Raw genomic sequence first — 20,943 nt, 5'->3', positions numbered from 1 at the left:
CATCTCACTAATTAAGGTTTCTGCTTTGGCATTTTCTTTTTTCGACTGACTGTCTGAAACAGATTGTCTGTCACCGGACAATTTCCCGGGATTACATTTTCTTAAAACTGCAAGGATATTCTCTTTTGCCTCATCCACCGTTGTAGCAGTTACATCTACATCCAGGCCTTTTTCCTTCAACGCATGCATGATATAAGTAATCTGCGGTGCTGCAAGTCCCATGGCTTCCAGCTCTCTGTAATGAGCAAATACTGCTTTGGGAGCATCGTCATATGCGATTTCTCCGTCATTGACTACGATCAGTCTCTCCGCATATTTTGCAATATCCTCCATGCTGTGGGATACAAGGATAATAGTAATCCCTCTTACTTTATGAAGCTCTGCGATCTGGTCAAGGATATCATCTCGTCCTTTCGGATCCAGACCTGCAGTTGGCTCATCCAGAATAAGAATTTTCGGATTCATTGCCAGTACACCGGCAATAGCAACTCTTTTCTTCTGTCCGCCGGAAAGCTCAAAAGGGGATTTACTGAAATTTTTCTCCTTGAAACCTACGTGCTGCAGTGCTTTCTTTGCTTCTACTTCTGCCTCTTCCCTGGATAATCCCTGATTCATGGGACCAAAGCATACATCAGAAAGCACATCATTCTCAAAGAGCTGATGCTCCGGATACTGAAATACAAGACCAACCTCGCTTCGCAGGGCACGACGATCATATTTCTCTCCCCAGATATCCTCTCCATTATAAGTGATCGTACCGGAAGTTGGACGGATCAGCGCATTGAAATGCTGGATCAATGTAGATTTCCCACTTCCTGTATGTCCGATAATTCCGATAAACTGTCCGTCCGGAATAGAAAGATTGATATCTTTCAGCGCATGGATCTCATAGGCAGTTCCCGGACTGTAGGTATAAGTTACATTTTTTAATTCTATTGACATAAGGCATTCACCAGCTCCTCTGTAGTCAGTATTCCCTCCGGAACATCCACTCCGGCTTTATGAAGTTCGTGTGCCAGAAGTGTTACCTGCGGCACATCCAGTCTGTATTCTTTCAGAGTTTCCACCTGTGAGAAAATCTCTCTGGGTGTTCCCTGCATCACCACTTCTCCGTTGTCCATAACATATACCTTGTCCGCATGAACAACTTCTTCCATATAGTGGGTGATCAGAATGACTGTCACTCCTTCCCGTCTGTTAAGGTCACTGACTGCCTCAAGAACTTCCTTTCGTCCATTCGGATCCAGCATTGCAGTTGGCTCATCCAAAATGATGCATTTCGGACGCATTGCCATGACACCGGCAATTGCAACTCTCTGCTTCTGTCCGCCGGAAAGTTTATTCGGAGAATGATAACGATAGGATGTCATTCCTGTTTTTTTCAGGCTCTCATCTACACGCTCCCAGATTTTCTCTGTGGGCACACCCATATTCTCCGGTCCGAACCCTACGTCTTCTTCTACTACAGTTCCTATGATCTGATTGTCAGGATTCTGAAAAACCATGCCCGCTTTCTGTCGGACTTTCCATAATTCCGGCTCTTTAGACGTGTCAATCCCATCTACCCACAAAGTTCCTTCCGTCGGAAGCAACAGCGCATTCAGGTGCTTTGCAAGAGTAGATTTTCCGGAACCATTATGTCCCAGAACAGCCACGAATTGTCCGGCTTCAATGTCCAGGTTTACATCATTGACAGCACGCTGCGTATCCTGCACGTTACCATCTTCATCATACTTGAGATAGTCAAATCCCAGCTTGAATGCCTTGATAATTCCCATAATATTTTTTGTCCTCGTATTTTGTCTGTCTGCTGCTTATTTTCACAGGAAAAGAATCCCGTCAGTAAACAGCGAATATTTATTTTTTCAGGCTTCTTCAGTAGCTGCCAGTCCGGTCAACTCGTCAATCAGAGCCCAGATCTCATCTCTTCCCTGCTTCGTCTCAGCAGAGAAAGGAATAATAATGCCATCTTTGCTCAGCTTCAGCCCTTCTTTGATTGCTTTGATATTTTTCTGAATCTGGCTTCGTTTGAGCTTGTCAAGCTTCGTTGCAATAATGATCGGCTCATAGCCATTGTTCAGAATCCAGTCATACATCATCTTGTCATTTGCAGACGGATCATGACGGATATCAATAAGAAGGAAAACCGCCTTCAGGTTTTTGGATGTATGAAGATATCTTTCGATCATCTTGCCCCATTTTTCCTTCTCAGACTGTGAAACCTTTGCGTATCCGTAACCAGGAAGGTCTACCAGATACATGGCTTCATTGATATTATAAAAGTTAATGGTCTGTGTTTTTCCCGGCTGTGCACTTGTTCTGGCAAGAGATTTCCGGTTCATCAGCCCGTTGATCAGCGATGATTTTCCCACATTTGATTTTCCTGCAAATGCAACCTCCGGTCTGTTGGTGTCCGGGAGTTTGCTGGTAATACCGCATACGATATCTAATGATACATTCTTAATAACCATTGATTTCCTCTCTTTTTTCACAACAAATGGTCAATCTTTACTGACTGACCATTTATTTTATACCAGTGCCTTATTAAGCACTTCCTTCATCGAACTTACAAAGGTAATGGTAAGTCCGTCTGTGATTTCCTTATCTAATTCCTGAATATCCGGTTTGTTTTCTGCCGGCACTAACACCTCTTTGATCTTAGCATATTTTGCCGCAAGAAGTTTTTCTTTCAAACCGCCGATCGGAAGAACTCTTCCTCTCAGTGTGATCTCACCGGTCATTGCAAGGTCTGCCCTTACCGGCTTCTTAATAATTGCGGAAAGGATTGCAGTTGCCATGGTAATGCCTGCGGATGGTCCGTCTTTTGGTACTGCCCCTTCCGGAATATGCACATGAATATCGTTTTCCTGGAAAAATTCCGGCTCAACTTTATAGTCAGAAGCAATGGAACGAATGTAAGTAATACCTGCCTGTGCAGACTCTTTCATAACATCTCCCAACTGTCCGGTAAGCATCAGCTCACCCTTGCCGGGCATTACATTGACTTCAATCTGCAGTGTATCGCCGCCCACCTGTGTCCAGGCAAGCCCACGGGAAATACCAATCTCATCTTTCTTATTTGCCATAAGATAGTTAAAATGCTCTTTTCCAAGAAAATCTGACAGATTCTTTGAAGTCACTGTAACTTTCTTTTTATCTTCTTCCATGATCAGACGTGCAGTTTTTCTGCATATCTGTCCGATGGTTCTCTCCAGGTTTCGAACTCCGGCTTCTTTTGTATAATTGTTGATGATCTTCTTAAGAGCCGCTGACTGGATTGTCAGTTTACCTTTCTCGATACCGTTCTCTTCCATCTGCTTCGGAATCAGATGTTCCTTTGCAATATGTTCCTTCTCATTCTCAGTATAACCTGCGATCTCGATCAGTTCCATACGGTCAAGAAGTGGTCTCGGAATGCCCTGAACATCGTTTGCAGTTGCAATAAACAGTACTTCTGAAAGATCCTGTGGAACCTCTATATAATGATCCATAAATCTGCTGTTCTGTTCCGGATCAAGCACCTCAAGAAGTGCCGCAGAAGTATCTCCTTTATAATCACTGCTGGTCTTGTCAATCTCATCCAGAAGCATCAGAGGATTGCTCACTCCTGCCTGCTGTAATGCTGCAGTGATCCTTCCCGGCATTGCTCCTACATAAGTCTTTCTGTGGCCCCGGATCTCAGCCTCATCTCTCACACCGCCCAGACAGATACGTACATATTTCTTATGCATTGCTTCTGCAATCGATCGGGCAATGGAGGTTTTACCTGTTCCGGGAGGTCCTACCAGACAAAGGATCGGACTTTTTCCCTTATGTGTCAGTTTGCGGACGGAAAGGAACTCCATCACACGCTCCTTCACATCTTTCAGACCGTAATGACCTTCCTGAAGTACTTTCCATGCTTCTTTCAGATCATCAGAATCTGTGGATTTCTTCTCCCACGGAAGTGCCAGCATGGTCTCAATATAACCACGCAGTACTGCATTCTCAGATACATTGCTGTTGGTATTCTTAAATCTCTCGATTTCTTTGCTGATCTTCTCTTTTACCTCATCGCCGGCCTGAAGTTCCTGGAGTTTCTTCTTAAACTCCTCTGCGTCATCCGCAGTATTATCCTCACCCAGTTCCTCACGTATCAGTTTCAGCTGCTCTCTGAGAATATATTCTCTCTGATTCTTATCAATTCTGGCCTTCACTTTTTTCTGGAGATCTCTGCCAATCTGCATGATCTCAATCTCATTTCCAAGGATTGCACCCAGAACTTCATAACGTTCCTCCAGTGTAAGTGCCTCCAGAATCTTCTGCTTATTCTGATAAGATAAAGGAATATTTACGGCAATCTGCTCAACCAGTTCCTCAACATTATCTATATTTAAAATCTGTGCTACCAGCTCTTTGCTGACTTTTCCATTTTCCATGCAGTATCTGTGGAATAATTCCTTAAGGCTTCTGTGCATGGCTTCCATCACTGGTTCCGGCATCTGCATTTCTTCTTCATCAACAGGTGTGATCTCACTTCTGATAAACGGAAACTCCTGCTCAAATTTCACAAGTGTGGCTCTTCCCGTTCCCTCTACAAGTACCCGCAAAAGATTCTGCGGAAGTTTCACAACCTGTTTGATATAGGCAATGGTTCCTACATGATATACACCTGCCAGATCCGGTGATTCCACCTCAGGATCAATCTGAGTAACCAGAAAAATCTTCTGGTCATGAAGCATGGCAGCTTCAATCGCCTTGACAGAACGCTCCCTGCTCACATCAAAATGAACGATCATCCCGGGAAGGATGGTAGTCCCCCTGAGAGCGATCGCAGGCAGCACTATATTCTGATTTGTCATTTATTGTTCAGTCCCTTTCATCAGGCTGTTTCCGGTTTATCCTTCTTGTGTGTCCGGGACGTTCTTCTGCTTCCGGCTGTCTTCGCCTGTGCAGGAGTTTCTCCGCGGACGATCTCCGGCTCACCGGTGCCATCTACTACATCTTTGGTAATTGTACACTTGCGGATCGTGTCATCTGACGGAATCTTATACATCAGATCCATCAGTGAACCTTCCATGATCGCACGCAAACCTCTGGCTCCTGTCTTACGTTCCAGAGATTTCTTTGCGACCAGTTCAAGTGCATCATCTTCAAAATCAAGTTCAACACCATCCAGTTCAAATAATCTGTGATACTGTTTGGTAAGTGAGTTCTTCGGCTCTTTCAGAATACTGATCAGCGCATTCTCATCCAGCGCATCCAGAGTTACAACTACCGGCACACGACCGATAAACTCAGGAATCAGACCGAATTTGATAAAGTCTTCCGGCATTACATCCTTCAGGATCTCACCTACATTTCTGTCTTCCTTAACAGAAACCTCTGCACCGAAACCGATGGACTTGGTATCCTGTCTGGACTCAATGATCTTCTCGATTCCGTCAAAAGCACCGCCGCAGATAAACAGAATATTTGTTGTATCAATCTGAAGAAACTCCTGATGAGGATGCTTGCGGCCGCCCTGAGGCGGAACACTTGCCACTGTACCTTCCAGAATCTTCAGAAGTGCCTGCTGTACGCCTTCACCGGAAACATCGCGGGTTATGGATGGATTCTCAGATTTTCTTGTGATCTTATCAATCTCATCAATATAGATAATTCCGTACTGTGCACGTTCAATATCATAATCTGCTGCCTGAATGATCTTGAGAAGAATATTCTCAACATCCTCTCCTACATATCCGGCTTCTGTCAGTGTGGTAGCATCTGCAATAGCAAACGGTACATTCAGAAGTCTGGCAAGTGTCTGAGCCAGCAGAGTTTTACCTGAACCTGTAGGTCCAAGCATCAGAATATTACTCTTCTGAAGCTCTACATCAGAATTTTTTGACGCAAGAATTCTTTTATAGTGATTATAAACAGCAACGGAAAGAGCCTTTTTTGCTGCATCCTGACCAATTACATAATCATCCAGAACTGCATGGATCTCTTCCGGTTTTAACAGATTAATATCAGAATTCAAAACCTCGTCATCATAAGGATTTAATTCTTCCTCCATGATCTCTGAGCAGATGCCAATGCACTCGTCGCATATAAATACTTTACCATCCGGACCTGCGATCAGTTTTCTTACCTGATCTTCTGTCTTCTGGCAAAAGGAGCATCTTACTTTTCCTTCTCTCATTTTTTCTGCCATGAATTTATGTCTGTCCTTTCTCTATACTAACTAATAAGACTCCTGTGACGATTCACAGGAGTCTTATCTTTCGCATTATTTATGCATGACTACACCGTCAATCAGTCCATATGCCTTTGCTTCTTCAGCAGTCATATAGTTGTCCCGGTCTGTATCACGCTCAACAACTTCTATCGGCTGACCGGTATTTGCAGCCAATAACTCATTTAAAGTTCTCTTTGTCTGTGCGATATGATCTGCCACGATCTGGATCTCTGTTGCCTGTCCCTGCGCACCGCCGGATGGCTGATGGATCATGATAGTGGAATGCGGAAGAGCAAATCTCTTTCCTTTTGCACCGCCTGCCAGAAGAAAGGCACCCATGCTGGCAGCCATTCCAAGACAAATGGTAGAAACATCGCATTTAATATACTGCATGGTATCATAGATTGCCATGCCGGCTGTTACGGAACCGCCCGGGCTGTTGATATACAGCTGAATATCTTTACCAGGATCTTCTGCTTCCAGGAAAAGAAGCTGTGATACGATCAGTCCTGCACTCACATCATTTACTTCCTCACCAAGAAAAATGATTCTGTCCTTCAGAAGCCTTGAATAGATATCATAACTTCTCTCTCCCCTGCTTGTCTGTTCAATGACATAAGGTACTAAACTCATATAAACGCCTCCATTTACGCGGCTGACTTTTTTCCGAAAGAGGCAGACATCTGAGCCTGTCTCTTTCCGGTTCTTAAAATTCGATTACTTTAAAATTAAACTTCCTTAGCAGCGTCAGCGATAACAGTAACTGCTTTCTGTACAGCCATGTCTTTCTTCATCTGCTCAAGTTCACGCTCTCCAAGTAATTCTTTTAACTTGTCAGCTTCCATTTTGTATGCTTCAGCCATCTTGGAGATCTCTTCATTTACTTCTTCCTCTGTTGGCTGAATGTTCTCAACTTCTGCTACTTTCTCAAGAACCAGTCTTGTCTGGATTCTCTTTAATGCCTGTGGTTTCATGTCTTCCATCATCTTGTCAGCTGTCATGCCAGTGAACTGGAAGTACTGATCCATGGATAATCCCTGGGACTGCATTCTTCTGCTGAAATCATCAAGCATCTGACGGCACTGTGTCATAAGCATAGCTTCCGGAATATCCATCTGTGCATTTTCGATTGCTTTATCTACTGCTGCATCTTCTTTTGCACGTTTTGCTTCGTCTGCTTTCTTATCTTCAAGATTTGTTTTTACATGCTCTTTGTACTCTGCAAGTGTATCGAATTCAGAAACATCTTTTGCAAAATCATCATCCAGTTCAGGAAGTTCTTTTGCTTCGATCTTCTTAACTGCGCATTTGAAGATTGCTTCTTTACCTGCAAGTTCTTTTGCCTGATATTCTTCAGGGAATGTAACTTTTACGTCTACATCATCGCCAACTTTAGCACCAACAAGCTGTTCCTCGAATCCCGGGATAAATGTGTTGGAACCAAGTGTCAGAGGATACTCTGTAGCCTGTCCGCCATCGAAAGGTACTCCGTCTACAGATCCTTCGAAGTCGATTGTTACAATATCATTTAACTGAGCTGCGCGGTCTTCTACGCTGATTGTTCTGGAGTTTTTCTCCTGCTCTTTCTTGAGTTCAGCTTCTACGTCTTCGTCTGTTACTGTGATTTCAGTTTTCGGTACTTCTACACCTTTGTAATCACCTAATGTAACTTCCGGTTTAACAGCAACTTCTGCTGTGAAGATGAATGCTTTTCCAGGCTCAGCCTGTGTGATGTCGATTGTCGGCTGGGAAACGATCTCAAGTTCGCATTCAGCTAATGCTTTGCTGTAGTGTTCCGGGATCAGAGCGTTAACAGCATCTTCAAGGAATACTCCTTTGCCATACATCTGCTCGATCATTTTTCTTGGAGCTTTTCCTTTACGGAATCCAGGGATGGAAATTCTTCCTTTTGCTTTCTGGTATGCATTCTGCATTGCTTTTTCTAAATCTTCAGCGGCAACTTCGATAGTAAGTTTCGCCATGTTTTTTTCCATTTTTTCCACCTGTAAACTCATGTTACATGTTCCTCCTTAATTTTCAGGTTATGATTGCGACTGGTTTTTCAGCTGCGTTATATCATTCACAGTTTTTACCTATTTCTATATATTTAAGTCTAAGCTCCGCTCCCACTGTTGCAGAAGCGGGAGACCTCTCTATAACTCAATTATATATTTACAGTCATTGTAGCAGTATAGCACAAAAAATCCAAAAGTGCTAGTGTTTTTTCGCATAAAAATAAGGGTTTGAGGACGATTTAGCGGGTATATACTACTGATTCTGCGATTTCTTTTGCTTTTTCGTCATTTTCAAGCTGTGAAATCAGGGAAAGTGCGAAGTCTACAGCTGTTCCCAGACCACGGCTGGTGGTTATATTTCCATCTACTACCACATTGTCTTCGCTGGTCTTGGCACCGTCTCCTGCAATAATTTCCATGAAGGACGGATAAGAGGTGGCTTTGCGGTTTTTGAGGAATCCAAGACCTGAGAATACACTTGGTGCAGCACAGATAGCGGCGATTTTTTTGCCTTTGCTGTTGAAATCTGTCAGAAGGTCTGTAAGTGGTTTGTATCCTGCAAGATATTTGGTTCCCGGCATTCCTCCCGGGAGGACAAGCATATCGGCATCTGCGAAGTCTGTTTCTGCGAATGTTGTATCAGTGAGCATGGTGATACCGTGAGATGTCTGGATCTGTTTGGTTTCTTTGATTGATACAGTTTTGATATCAATGCCGGCACGGCGGAGAAGATCTACTACTGTAAGGCCTTCGATATCTTCGAAGCCGTCGGCGAGGAAAATGTATACTTTTTTGCTCATTTTGGGTTCCTCCTGATTGATTTTTTTGTAAAAGTTTCATCCTATTTTCTGAAATGGATTATAGCATTTTTTGTTTGGAGTTACAATGTTTGTTTGGAGCTTTCTGCTTCTACCATATCTCTGGTTTCAAGTCTTTCGGCAATGGATCGGGATATGTTTCACCGTTTAAAGTTTCTGTCAGTTCTTCTCTGGCTTTATTTACTAACTCTGGTTTTTGCAGGAAGTCTATGGCCGTGAGAGCCATGATCCTGGCGGCATAGAGCATTCCTTTGTGGGCGATTGAAGATTTACCCTGGGCTGCTGCCTGCCAGGAGTGGAGGGCGGTTCCTGCTGCGAATGTTGGGATGTTGAGATGGACGGTTGGTACCAGCCAGCTTACATCGCCCACATCAGTGGAGTATTTGAGATCACTGTACAAATTCTGGTATGCCATTGGCTCAAAGATTGGTTTTTTCATTACTTCAGCAGCTTTGGGGCCGAAGTAGTCCCGGGCAATTGTGGGGAGTTGATTTTTGTCCTGATCTGAGAGGGACTGTTGGAATTTTTGTGCGTAGGCATATTCTTCTTCAGTGTAAGTGATCGGACCCAGTTTTTCCAGATATGCATTCATATGGTCTGCAAGGATTTTACTGGAGATTAAGTTGGAATAAGCAGCTACCTGGCGGATTTCTACGGTGGTTTCGGTCATAAGTGCTGCGCCCCTGGCTATGTTGCATACACGGTTATAGAGTTCTTTTACCTGGGTGATTTTGGGGGCGCGGATAGCGTAAAGTACCTGAGCCCTGGACTGGACTACATTTGGGGCATCTCCGCCTGTATCTGTTATGGCATAGTGGATCCTGGCCTCATCTATCATGTGTTCACGCATGTAGTTTACGCCCACATCCATAAGCTCTACTGCATCCAGTGCAGAGCGGCCCAGTTCGGGACACATGGATGCATGGGCCGAAGTTCCGTGGAATGTAAAAAATACTCTGAAATTTGCCTTGGTACTTCCGTAGCATGCACGCCGCCCCTGCTCCGGGTGCCAGCAAAGAGCCAGGTCACAGTCATTGAAATAGCCATCACGTACAAGAAAGGCCTTGCCGCCTGCATTTTCTTCAGCAGGGCAGCCGTAATAACGGATTGTGCCTTGCAGGTTGTGTTCTTTCACAAAGTCTTTTAATGCAATGACAGAGGCAAGAGTTCCTGTTCCGATAAGCTGATGGCCGCATCCATGACCACAACTACCAGTATTTGCAGGAATTCTTTCTGCTGCATCTGCCTTCTGTGAAAGTCCCGGCAGTGCATCAAATTCTCCAAGGAATGCTATGACTGGTTTTCCTGATCCATATTCTGCAATAAATGCAGTCTTCTCTCCTGCCAGATCTGCTTTGATGGAAAACCCTACCTGTTTTAATACATGCTGCAGCAATTCAGAAGATCTGTATTCCTGGAATCTGGGCTCTGCAAATTCCCAGATCTTATTGCTGATTTCAGCATAATAGCCTTTCTTACTGTCGATTTTTTCTGAGATTTCTTTTATGTATTCGTCTGTATGATCCATTCTGTTGTCCGCTTTCTTTTTTATATTTCCAGTCACATATCCGCACTTCACTTCACAGCATCAACAGTTATTCAAAAGTCTCTGATTCTCCATTTTCTTTGTATACTCAAGACACAGCATTGTAATATCATCAAACTGGTCATTGCCTCCTACAAAAGCGTCAATATCCGCCTTTACAAGCTTCAGAGTTTCTTCCGGATTACTGCTTAAGCACTGCTGATTCAGAACATGATCCAGTCTGTCCATTCCGTACAGCTGCCTGTCCTTATCCGTTGCCTCTGTCACTCCATCTGTATACTGGAATATTTTGTCTCCGATATTCAGCTGAAGCTTTTGTTCCTTATATACGATGTCCTCTATCCCTGCAAGGACGAAACCAGCACGTATTTTGTAGGCTTCATAGGTGTTGGTTTCCTTGCGGTAAACAAACGGCATTTCATGTCCGGCGTTTACATACCTGAATTCACCGGTCACAAGATCCAGCACACCCTCAAAGGCTGTAATGAACATTCCGTTTTCATTGGATTCACACAGAATATTATTGACCTCTGTAAAGACTTCTCCCAGGTCTCTGCCCGGCTGTGTATGATCCTTGATCAGGGTTTTGCCGATAACCATGAAAAGGGCTGCCGGAACTCCTTTGCCGGAAACATCAGCCATAACAATCGCCATATGCCTGTCATCAACCATAAAGAAATCATAAAAATCTCCGCCAACTTCCTTTGCCGGTGTCATGGTCGCATAAATATCCATCTCGTCTCTGTCAGGAAATGCAGGGAATATACATGGAAGCATGGAAGCCTGGATCTGTGTTGCCACGTTCAGCTCTGCTCCGATACGTTCCTTCTCAGCAGTCACCCGGGTAAGGTTATCCATATAGTTAATAATACTTTTCTGCATGGATTGGGTTGCGTGATAAAGTTCTTCTATCTCATCTCTGGTATGAATATCAAGATCTACGATGTTGTTCTCATCATACCCTTCCTCGCCATTGCCAAATTTGTGTGTTGCTTCTGTAAGCAGTTCAATAGGCCTGGATATTCTCTTTTTGATTTTTCTGGATATGCCCATATCGGCAGCCAGGATGATCAGAATGCAAAGACATACCATCAGTACAGTAAAACGAATGGTATTTCTGACAATCTCTGTCATGTCAATATCTACAAAGGCAACTGCACATTTTTCTCCGTCAGATGAAAGTACCGGCTCTCCGGCAGATGACAGCCATCCAAATTCTGTTCTGCTCACAGTAGGCTCCAGGCGTTCGTTTCCTTTCAGTTTATCAAATCTTTCCGAAAGCTCTTCCTTATAGCCAAGAGTCAGATAACCTGACGAAGGATCAAACAGATACACACTGGAATGATCCTGGATCATCTGAATATACAGATATTCAATATTCATATCTGCCTGTATAGAATGAAGATATTCATTTATCCTCTCATAATTCTGATACATGCCTTTCTCTTTAAGCCAGTCTATGATCGGCTGTTCATCATCAGCCGCTACTGCTTCTTTCTGGATCTGTTCAAATTCTTCCGTATCTATCTCTTTACACAGTTCTTCGATAAAATCTCCATTTACCTGATCTGATACCGTCTTCGCGATTTCAAGCGCTTTATCATTATAGAGTTTTCTATACTGTCTGTTATTCACAAGAGAACTTCCAAGAAGCATTAAAACCCCAACCACCAGCATGGAACCGATGAGAAATTTAATCAGTTCAACATTCAGCTTTCGTCTTTTTTCCATGCTCTTTGACCTCCTTTTTTGTCTCTGTGTGCTGCAAATGTGGTGCTGATCAGGAAAGCTGCTGAAAGCACACTCACAAGAATCAGCACAAAGATAAGGCCTCTGCCTACACCAAGGACCAGCACATAGCCAAACACAAAGGAACCCAGAGACTGTGCACCATTCTCAAACAGGCTGTAAACCCCAAGTCCTCTGTCATATCCAAACCGTTCTACATCCTTCAGATCTGTAAAATAACTGGTAAGTAATGGAATCCCAAAGCTGTCTGCAACTCCAATCAATGCCAGTGCGATCAGAAGAGATGGTATATTCTGAAGCATTGCCACCTCCAGAAAAGCTGCTGCATAAATAAACGCAGCTGCTGCAAGCCCCAAATGCTTCCATCCTCTGTTGGAAAAGAATTCCGTGAGAGGAGTTCCCAGGATCAGTACAAAAATTCCGTTTAAAAGATAGGTATATCCAATATAGGTTTCCGAAAGTCCCCATTCAGAACCAACAATAGGAAACATATAATTCAGGAAATATCCACAGATCAGAAGCGGAATCATCATCAGCAGAAAAAAACTAATAATCCTTGGACGAAAGATAAACTGAACAATATTCATATGTGTATCTTCTGTTTCGCAGTTCTCCTCTTCGTTATCTGAAGTATATTTACTCATATACTTATTTGCTACCAGAAACAGCAGCACACTGAGTACTGCAGTGACAGCAAACAACGCTGTATAGGACATCCATTGCAGAAGGAAGCCACCAAACACAACTGCACAGTTTGCACCGCTCAGGGAGGATACACTGTAATAGGCATAGGCTCTGTTCTTCTCCTCATCAGGAAGCTCCACGATCATAAGATTGACAAGTAAAAGCAATACTCCCCAGCCTGCTCCAAGAAGCAGGGCGCTTAAAGTAAGCAGCCATATATTGGGAACCACTCGCAATCCAAGTCCTGCTGTAAGCAGTACAGAGCTTACAAAAACAGATCTCTTTGCCCCAAGCTTATGTATTACCTTTCCGCCAAGCGCTGAGAAAATGGCGCCGGATAACACCTCTGCAGATATAGGAACTGCTGCAAGCATGGCCGGTGATAATCCCTGTACTGACATCTTCTCAGAAATCTTCATTGCATAGATGGGAAGAATCGCACAGGTCAGATTTGTAAAAAAGAAAACAAGAAATACAATAAATCTGAAAATTTCCACAGGAAGTCTGCTATTGTTTTCCTCCTGTTTTCGTCTTTTCAGTTCCTGCCTTCCCTTTATAAAATAAATCACCTCAAAGGTAAGCATGAAAAATACTACCATAATTGCGATCAGGTTGATGATCAGAGACACCTGGATCTCTCTGCTTTTCTCTGTCAGACTGTTCATATCTGTTCCGACTTCTATAATCCCAATAATATCTCCGCTTTTATCCCGGATGGGACTATGGATAAATACAAAGCTTCCGGAGCTTGAGTTTGTAGCATAGGTTTTTGTAGCCCCCTGCTCCATAACCTCCTGAAGATCTGTGCCTTCATATTCCCAGTCATAGGGATAGGACACACAGATATCCTCCAGGGTATAGACCAGGGTAACCGTTCCGTCTTTTACTTTATAAAGTACACAGTACAGATCCTGTGAACTGTCAGAATCCGAGAAGAATACATCCCTTACTACCTGCCGGACCTGTCTGTAATCCTCATTCATAAAATCAGAAGGCTTTTCCAGCCTCTGAAATGCATCTGCAGGAAGTCTGTTTGTTACTGCTGATGCGGCAAATTTCTCTCTTGTATAGGTTTCATCGACCAGCAGACTTTGAAACTGCGGAAACAAGGTGCCAATAAACAGAGCCGCAACTCCCACAATAATCCCTATGACTGCCATGGTAATCTTTGCATAAAAGCTGAATTTTTTTACCAGTATCTTTAACAAAGTCACCGCAAAAAACAAAACAGCAGCGACAATCACTGCACAGGCAGCCCACAGCAGGCAGTTCCATACCTGCAGTTTTCCTGATAGCGGAACGTCCCAGAACTGTTCATAGTCCTCTCCATCCCACAATATAACAGAATAATTGGTAGAGGAAACCAGGGTTCCCGGTGCACTCACATGATATGCAATCTCTCTTTCCTTCAAAGACTCTTCCACAGTAAGTCTGTCTGTATTTCCTGTATTTTCCATATCACAGGGTATCCGTATGATATCCCTGAGACCAATATCAGCTGAATAAAGCACTCCATCCGAGTAACTGATCTCCTGCGGAATACTTCCGTCAACTGTATCACTGTCATAGAGCAGTTCATCCTGTCCGCTGTCTGTATATTTATAAATTTTACCGTCATAAGTCACATAAAACAGGCTATCACTGTCTCTGTCATAAGCACAACACAAAATCCTGTCCTGCGCATCAGCAACAGAAAAAACTTTCGAGCTTCCCTGTTCTGTGTTACTGACCAGAATGCCCTCCTTTTCCTTTTGCATGTAGATCACACCATGCTCGGTGGGTACCATTCCCACAATGTTGCGCCTTACACTACCCTTCTCTGCTTCTACAGAAGCAACCGTTGATATATATTTTCCCTTTGATGACAGTTTGACGATTCCTTCACTGGCAATCTGAACTCCCTGCTCAATACGGACATCATGAAGATACACATTCCCATCTCCGTCTGCCACAACCCGCTCAGCACTCAGAAAACTTTTATCAGAGGCACATGCCCGCCATAAAAGCCTTCCGTCAGCAGATATTTTCAATATTTTCCTGTTGGAATCATCAATCACATAAGTACATCCATCCCCATCTCCGGATGCATAGGATACTGAAGAAAATGTATAAGGTTTAAAAGGATTGGTAAACATCCATTCCCTGCCTGCATACACTACAAAAACAGAACATACTGTCAAAAGCAGCATAATTATTAAAATCCACTGTTTTTTTCTCTTATGTTCCATGCACCTTAACCTCTTTCTGTTAATGTAAGTTTTGATAGCAGAGTATGGGCAGGCGCCATATGCTCTTTATAATAACGCAGATTTTCAACTCCCATATCTTCTGTGTAATTGATCGTATCTGCAGACTGCAGATATCGTTCAAAGCTTTCCCGCAACAAATACTCATTAATTCCCTTGATCCGGTTAACTGCATTTTTATACTGATATACGCCAAGTCCGTTACGGCAGCTCACAATACAAAGTCCTGCCATTTTTCCCTCTACTCTTACAAGGATTCCATTAATCCTGATTTTATCAAAAACAGGAACCAGATTGTCGATCACCCGGAGCAGGCAGCCACAGTGGCACTCCTCACAAGTTTTCTCCCCACACCATTCCCTTTCCATAAATTCCCGGATCTCCTCCCGATGGAAAGGGGTTATCTCTTCTGTCTCATATGCAAATCTGCGTTTGAAATAATTATAACGGTAACGGTCATCCTGCATATCCATACCTGCCAGAAACTGCTCAGGCGTAAAGGTATAATCCATATAATCACGGTTATCCTCTATTTCAAACTGAATGCCGCTGGCTTCATAATAAGGAAGCATCCATGGAACCACATCCATAATGATCAGCTGTGCATCAAATCCCGCAAAATCTTCCTTCAGGATCTGCATAGCTTTCTTTATCTTTTCCTCCGTATAGTTTCCTACAAACGGAACAGCTACCGGATACCCTTCTGTATTCAAATATGTAATATTGATTAAAAGCCCTTCTGCTATTTTGAAGTAGGTGGGATAGGAATCTCTCCATCCAATCAAATTCAAAAAGCTGGTGTTGGCTGACCAGTGTTCATTCATACTGTCATAATACGGATCAAACAGGCTCTGATCCTCCACTCTAAGTTCCTGATAACCACGCGCAAGGAAGATTTCCAGCATTTTCTGTGGTATTTTATAATATTTTTTTGTATCTGATTTCATACGGCCTCCTCTGAATATCAGTGCATAATCTCCAGCTATGATCGTGAGAAATATTTACAGCTACGCACTTACAAATATTATATCTCCATCTTTCAAATATTCCAACATAATATTAAAGTTGTTGGTTATATTCATTCTTTATAATAAAAATATGGCTTTGCGAAGCTATTCCACAAAGCCATATTTTTATTCTATTCTATCGTCAGGATATCTCGGGTTTTCTGTGACCTTCGCTCACAAAAAACGCTTCGCGGGATATTACCAGTGAACAGTAACCACATAAGTTCTATTTTCTCAATATCACACATATTTTTCTTGTCTCATACTCACCATAAGTGTTATCATAATCATAAAACTGTACTGTCATTTCATATTTAAGGAGGAACATTTCTCATGGAAATCGAACGCAAATTTTTAGTATCCAAAGAAAATCTGCCTGCAGATCTTAATTCTTATCCACATCACAGACTGGAACAGGGTTACTTATCCACCGCACCGGTAGTCCGTATCCGCAAAGAGGATGATAACTACTATCTTACCTATAAATCCAAAGGTCTTATGACCCGCGAGGAATATAATCTTCCACTTACCAAAGAATCCTATGAACATATGCGTCCAAAAGCTGACGGAATCCTCATTTCCAAAACCCGCTATCTTATCCCGGAAAAAGATGGACTCACCATTGAACTGGATGTATTTGATACTCCTTATGAAGGACTCTATCTCGCAGAAGTGGAATTTTCTTCTGAAGAACAGGCGCTCAGTTATAATCCACCCGTATGGTTTGGCGAAGATGTTACGAACTCCGGTAAATATCATAACAGTCGTCTGAGTCAGGGAAATTTATAATAAAATAAAACAGCTCCGAAATATTGTTCTGTTAATATGTATTTGCAGGAATTGTAGTAACTCTTAGGTTCTGGAAATTCGCGTTATAAAAAATCCGCTCACTGTCTGAGCCGCTTTGTGGCGAGTTTGAGCGGATTTTTTATGGTTTTAGCGGATTTTCAGAGCCTTAGAGTTACTGAGATTACATCTTTTTACCTTTTTCAGCAGCTCCATTCAGAGCTTCAAAGACAGCACTTCTGAATCCCTTCTGTTCCAGGATTCTTACTCCCTCGATGGTGGTTCCGGCAGGAGAGCATACCATGTCTTTTAATTCACCCGGATGCATACCTGTTTCCAGTACCATTTTCGCACTTCCCAATACAGACTGTGCCGCAAACTGATATGCCTGTTTTCTTGGCATTCCCTGAGCTACCGCTGCATCTGCCATTGCTTCTATAAACATGAATACATAAGCCGGTGAACAGCCACTTACAGCACCTACAGCATCCATCAGGCGCTCCGGAACTACTTCTGTACGGCCAAAGCTGTCTGTGATCTCACAGATCTGAGCCAGTTCTTCTGCCGATACTTTCTCATTGGCACATACACCAGTCATACCCTCCCCAACCTGAGCAGGAGTATTCGGCATCATTCTTACCACTTTCAGAGGCTGTCCACATTTTTCTTCTAACCAGGCAAGAGTTTTCCCCGGCGCAATGCCTACAACTGTGTGTTCCGGTGTCAGTTCATCTTTTACTTCATTCAGCACTTCTTCATAAAACTGCGGTTTCACGGCCAGGAAAACCAGTTTTGTGTTTTTTACCACTTCATGGTTATCCAGGGTTGTAACCACTCCCAGCTTTTCTCTGCTTCGTTTGCTTCCTTCTTCTGTAAGATTGGAAACAATAATCTCATCTTTTTTATAAAGTCCTTTTTTCAGCATACCACTGATCATGGCAGAAGCCATATTTCCGCATCCGATAAATCCGATTTTCATAAATCTGCTCCTCTCTTGCAATTCCTGTTGTTTTCTGATAATTTATAACTGCTTTTTTCATATCTTTTTCTTGTTATAGATAATGATAATCATCCAGCAATCTGCCGTAAAATACTGAACAGTTACAGATAATTATAATTCATTACTGTCCAATATGACTGTAAAGGGACCGTCATTCACAAGCTCCACTTTCATATCTGCCCCAAATTCTCCCTGCTCGACAATATCAATGTGTTCTTTGCATCTGGCAATTATGTATTTGTACAGATTTTCAGCCATATCAGGGGCCCCTGCTCTTATAAAGGAAGGTCTGTTTCCTCTTTTACAGTCAGCATATAATGTGAACTGGGAAATAAGCAGAAGACTTCCGCCCACCTCCTTCAGGCCAAGGTTTGTCTTACCGTTTTCATCTTCGAAAATACGCATATTAACCATTTTATGGATCATTTTATCTGCGATTTCAACGGTATCTTCTTCTCCTACTCCGATAAGAACCATAAAGCCCTTGCCTATCTGGCCTCGTACTTCACCATTAATTGTCACTTTTGAATGCATTACTCTCTGAATTACAAAACGCATAATTCACTCTCCTTAATCAACGGATTTCTGTCTGTTGATAGATAGCATAGCACATTTTTATCCGTTTTTCCATTGTAAAGTGTCACCTTGCGGCTGTTATCTCAAAATCTTGTTACTCGTCACTCCGTTCTCAGTAATGCTGCACAATTTCCTTTCATCATCTTATAGTAAACCGGGATCAGAAGTGCACAGGCTCCGATCCATGCCATTGGACTGGCAATACATACAGATGTATATCCGATAATTCCGGAAAGACCTACTGTTGCAGCGATTCGCATAACCAGTTCAATCATACATGCAGCAAAAGGTGCTTTGCCATTCTGCATGCTCTGGATGGATGTACGGTATACTGCCAGCAGTCCAAGCACAAAGTAAAAGGGAGCTACGATCGTCAGATACATATCTGAATAGTGATAGATTTCTTTTGTGGGATCTGAGAGAAACATTCTTACGATCGGATGTCTCAGCAGCAGAATTCCAATACACATGATCAGGTTAAATGCTTCTGTCTGAATCAGACAGGCACGCACACCCTGACGGATACGGTCCCATCTGCCTGCACCAAAATTCTGAGCCACATAGTTGGAAATTGCGGTCATCATTGCATTGTTTACCAGTACAGAAAGCTTGTCTGCTTTCGATGCTGCGGTATATCCTGCAACTGCTGCAGTACCTTTCTGGCACGTCCGGATTTCATATGCGGCGAATACGGAAGTGATGTGGAACGCAGATGTTTTCGCCCTTTTCTCCAGAATTCAGCTGTCCCCTGCATCCTTCTTACTTCCGAAAGTTCATGTACCCGGACTGTAATTCAAAAGCTCAATGAAACAGAAGCACTCTTTGATCAGAAGACCTTATGTTATGAGTTGAAGATTAAGGGGCTTCTCTGTGAAATTTTCGGTATGATTCTCTGCGAACACCAGAATGATTTTGCAAAATTTATTCCGGCCAACTAGCTGGAACTGGAAAGGCTGGAACAGATGCTGAACTATCTTAATACGCATTTTGAATCCATCATCTCTCTGCAGGAACTGGCAGACCAGGTTCATCTGTCCAGAGAGGTCTGCTGCCGCATGGATATTATATTAGGATTCTGTGTCAGAAACCATTCCGGTATTGATTTACATGATACAGATATTGACTTTTTCAGACCTATTGTTTTCCAAAAAAGAACAGCCCCTTTGACTTATTATGCGTCAATGAGACTGTTCTTTTTTATTATTTGTGTTCAATCGAAGCCAGGGACTTACTTGATTTGGTTACATCCCAAGTGTGTCATTTACCAGAATAACATGGATTCTGTCTTTATGTCTGGAATATCTGGTGATCAGGAACTGACAGCAGATGGTATCCGGGGATTTGCAGTTAAAGCATTTTCCGGTTTCCTTACATGGAGTTTTGATATCAAATCTCTGCGCATTAGCTGTAGCTGCCACATTTCTGGCACGCTTCATTGCACTGTCAAGATCCGGACAGACTTTGTTTATACCTACAATAAAGATTACTTTTTTCGGGCCCTGGGCAATGCAGGATACACGGTTGGAATTGCCATCAATATTGACAAGAACACCATCATCTGTGACTGCATTGGCACTGGATAAAAAGAAATCTGCATCATAGGCTGCCATAAGTCCCTCACGAGGTTCAAGCTTTGCGCGGTCAATATAATTATACTCTCCATCCTGCAAAGCTTTGACCAGACCGATCTCATGTGCACTCATGCATCCGCCCATGGCGATCGTGCTTCCGTTTGGGATTAGTTCCAGGGCCTGCTTTAATGCTGCTTCTTTATCTTGTGCATAATACCCGGACATATTGCGGGATTCCAGTCCCTTAATCACTGTTTTTGCCAAAAGTTCATTTCTTTTTTTCATGTTTGCATCCATTGTTGTGTCCTCCCTCTGATAAAATTTAACATTCCACTTCTCAGTTCGTAATTTACATAATAAGACACAAATTACATAACTGTAAATCTGTGCATCTCATAAACTATTATACCAGATATTTATTTTGCAGAAAATCATTTAATCTGAATTTTTATTTTCTGCTTCAGGATTTATTCATAATTGTTGTCTGGTAAGTTGTGATATTTTCTGATAAAATGGGCATATAAAAGAGGACTATACTTAACGAATAAGGAAGTACCTAACCGATTTATCTGAAAAACAAAAATACAGATGAAGTATTCCGGGCTCTTTCCCTGACACCATTGATGTCCGGAAAGATGAGCTGCAAGGATATATTTAACAACCGTAGCAAGAATTCCCTCACCTCTATAGGGACGCCACTGAAAAACTATTTTTATACACATTATATAGTAGATTAAAACAAA

The 20,943-nt window shown here is 42.6% G+C and carries 16 protein-coding genes and 1 pseudogene; 1 reads left to right on the top strand and 16 read right to left on the bottom strand.

Going from position 1 to position 20,943, the window contains the following annotated elements:
- Nucleotides 1-96: 96 nt before the first annotated feature.
- From LJE09_RS13415 to LJE09_RS13360, 12 genes and pseudogenes are all read right to left on the bottom strand, one after another.
- Nucleotides 97-942: pseudogene (locus LJE09_RS13415) on the bottom strand (energy-coupling factor transporter ATPase); the annotation flags it as partial.
- Entirely contained in the window at nt 933-1,778 is an 846-nt protein-coding gene (locus LJE09_RS13410; protein WP_025580712.1) for an energy-coupling factor transporter ATPase, read from the bottom strand. The pseudogene LJE09_RS13415 and the gene LJE09_RS13410, both read right to left, overlap by 10 nt.
- Nucleotides 1,779-1,865: 87 nt before the next feature.
- Complete coding sequence (gene yihA, locus LJE09_RS13405; protein ID WP_118521322.1) at nt 1,866-2,471, bottom strand: ribosome biogenesis GTP-binding protein YihA/YsxC; 606 nt, start codon at nt 2,469-2,471, stop codon at nt 1,866-1,868.
- 57 nt (nt 2,472-2,528) lie between these two features.
- Nucleotides 2,529-4,841 carry an endopeptidase La gene (gene lon / locus LJE09_RS13400; protein ID WP_008705987.1) on the bottom strand — a complete coding sequence of 771 codons (2,313 nt, stop codon included), beginning with the start codon at nt 4,839-4,841 and terminating at the stop codon, nt 2,529-2,531.
- Nucleotides 4,842-4,861: 20 nt separating this feature from the next.
- A complete protein-coding gene (clpX, locus tag LJE09_RS13395) occupies nt 4,862-6,178 on the bottom strand; it encodes an ATP-dependent Clp protease ATP-binding subunit ClpX (protein ID WP_008705989.1) in 1,317 nt (438 codons plus the stop codon).
- A gap of 75 nt (nt 6,179-6,253) precedes the next feature.
- The gene (gene clpP, locus LJE09_RS13390; protein ID WP_008705991.1) at nt 6,254-6,835 is read right to left on the bottom strand and encodes an ATP-dependent Clp endopeptidase proteolytic subunit ClpP; all 582 of its coding nucleotides are present in this window, start codon (nt 6,833-6,835) and stop codon (nt 6,254-6,256) included.
- Nucleotides 6,836-6,930: 95 nt separating this feature from the next.
- Nucleotides 6,931-8,217, bottom strand: a complete 1,287-nt coding sequence (gene tig, locus LJE09_RS13385) for a trigger factor (protein WP_008705993.1) — start codon at nt 8,215-8,217, stop codon at nt 6,931-6,933.
- Nucleotides 8,218-8,456: 239 nt separating this feature from the next.
- Complete coding sequence (locus LJE09_RS13380) at nt 8,457-9,017, bottom strand: DJ-1 family glyoxalase III (protein WP_055054178.1); 561 nt, start codon at nt 9,015-9,017, stop codon at nt 8,457-8,459.
- A 109-nt stretch (nt 9,018-9,126) separates the two neighbouring features.
- On the bottom strand, nt 9,127-10,563 hold the full coding sequence (locus LJE09_RS13375; RefSeq protein ID WP_227311440.1) for a M20 family metallopeptidase: 1,437 nt from the start codon (nt 10,561-10,563) through the stop codon (nt 9,127-9,129).
- Between the two features lie 60 nt (nt 10,564-10,623).
- Entirely contained in the window at nt 10,624-12,312 is a 1,689-nt protein-coding gene (locus tag LJE09_RS13370; protein ID WP_227311439.1) for a SpoIIE family protein phosphatase, read from the bottom strand.
- Nucleotides 12,291-15,242 carry an MFS transporter gene (locus tag LJE09_RS13365; protein ID WP_227311438.1) on the bottom strand — a complete coding sequence of 984 codons (2,952 nt, stop codon included), beginning with the start codon at nt 15,240-15,242 and terminating at the stop codon, nt 12,291-12,293. The genes LJE09_RS13370 and LJE09_RS13365 overlap by 22 nt, the downstream gene beginning before the upstream one ends.
- Before the next feature lie 5 nt (nt 15,243-15,247).
- Nucleotides 15,248-16,207 (bottom strand): phosphatidylglycerol lysyltransferase domain-containing protein, encoded by a 960-nt coding sequence (locus LJE09_RS13360; protein ID WP_118572427.1) that lies wholly within the window; start codon nt 16,205-16,207, stop codon nt 15,248-15,250.
- Between the two features lie 393 nt (nt 16,208-16,600).
- Between LJE09_RS13360 and LJE09_RS13355 the strand changes: the two genes are divergently transcribed.
- The gene (locus tag LJE09_RS13355) at nt 16,601-17,056 is read left to right on the top strand and encodes a CYTH domain-containing protein (protein ID WP_227311437.1); all 456 of its coding nucleotides are present in this window, start codon (nt 16,601-16,603) and stop codon (nt 17,054-17,056) included.
- Between the two features lie 181 nt (nt 17,057-17,237).
- On the opposite strand, the gene proC is transcribed toward LJE09_RS13355, so the two are convergent.
- From proC to LJE09_RS13335, 4 genes are all read right to left on the bottom strand, one after another.
- Nucleotides 17,238-18,032, bottom strand: coding sequence for a pyrroline-5-carboxylate reductase (gene proC / locus LJE09_RS13350; RefSeq protein ID WP_195284365.1), 795 nt, complete (start codon nt 18,030-18,032; stop codon nt 17,238-17,240).
- A gap of 132 nt (nt 18,033-18,164) precedes the next feature.
- Nucleotides 18,165-18,611, bottom strand: a complete 447-nt coding sequence (dtd, locus tag LJE09_RS13345) for a D-aminoacyl-tRNA deacylase (RefSeq protein ID WP_008706007.1) — start codon at nt 18,609-18,611, stop codon at nt 18,165-18,167.
- 119 nt (nt 18,612-18,730) lie between these two features.
- The gene (locus LJE09_RS13340; RefSeq protein ID WP_227311443.1) at nt 18,731-19,303 is read right to left on the bottom strand and encodes an MATE family efflux transporter; all 573 of its coding nucleotides are present in this window, start codon (nt 19,301-19,303) and stop codon (nt 18,731-18,733) included.
- A 567-nt stretch (nt 19,304-19,870) separates the two neighbouring features.
- Complete coding sequence (locus tag LJE09_RS13335) at nt 19,871-20,497, bottom strand: lactate utilization protein (RefSeq protein ID WP_008706010.1); 627 nt, start codon at nt 20,495-20,497, stop codon at nt 19,871-19,873.
- Nucleotides 20,498-20,943: the final 446 nt, after the last annotated feature.

Origin of the sequence: Blautia sp. DFI.3.45 (assembly GCF_020593505.1) — a bacterium.
Taxonomy (GTDB): domain Bacteria; phylum Bacillota; class Clostridia; order Lachnospirales; family Lachnospiraceae; genus Blautia_A; species Blautia_A wexlerae.
This window is presented reverse-complemented; position numbering and strand designations above follow the sequence as displayed.